At 50.0% G+C, this 746-nt stretch carries 1 tRNA gene and 1 rRNA gene; both read right to left on the bottom strand.

The window, feature by feature from the left end:
- Nucleotides 1-215 precede the first annotated feature (215 nt).
- Nucleotides 216-291 (bottom strand) — tRNA-Glu (locus ACS8YF_RS19710).
- 85 nt (nt 292-376) lie between these two features.
- Nucleotides 377-746 (bottom strand): 16S ribosomal RNA (locus ACS8YF_RS19705); the annotation flags it as partial.

Below are 746 nucleotides of genomic sequence, written 5' to 3'. Positions count from 1 at the left end.
GTGTACGCTTAGTCGCTTAACCTCACAACCCGAAGATGTTTCTTTCGATTCATCATCGTGTTGCGAAAATTTGAGAGACTCACGAACAACTCTCGTTGTTCAGTGTTTCAATTTTCAGCTTGATCCAGATTTTTAAAGAGCAAATATCTCAAACATCACCCGAAGATGAGTTTTGAGATATTAAGGCAGGTGACTTTCACTCACGAACCAGCAAGTGGCGTCCCCTAGGGGATTCGAACCCCTGTTACCGCCGTGAAAGGGCGGTGTCCTGGGCCTCTAGACGAAGGGGACGTATCAGTCTGCTTCGCAAGACGCCTTGCTTTTCACTTTCTATCAGACAATCTGTGTGAGCACTGCAAAGTACGCTTCTTTAAGGTAAGGAGGTGATCCAACCGCAGGTTCCCCTACGGTTACCTTGTTACGACTTCACCCCAGTCATGAATCACAAAGTGGTAAGCGCCCTCCCGAAGGTTAAGCTACCTACTTCTTTTGCAACCCACTCCCATGGTGTGACGGGCGGTGTGTACAAGGCCCGGGAACGTATTCACCGTGGCATTCTGATCCACGATTACTAGCGATTCCGACTTCATGGAGTCGAGTTGCAGACTCCAATCCGGACTACGACGCACTTTATGAGGTCCGCTTGCTCTCGCGAGGTCGCTTCTCTTTGTATGCGCCATTGTAGCACGTGTGTAGCCCTGGTCGTAAGGGCCATGATGACTTGACGTCATCCCCACCTTCCTCCA

This window comes from Salinisphaera sp. SWV1 (assembly GCF_052044155.1).
GTDB lineage: Bacteria > Pseudomonadota > Gammaproteobacteria > Nevskiales > Salinisphaeraceae > Salinisphaera.
The sequence above is the reverse complement of the archived record's forward strand: the minus strand, read 5'-3'. Positions and strand labels throughout refer to the sequence as shown.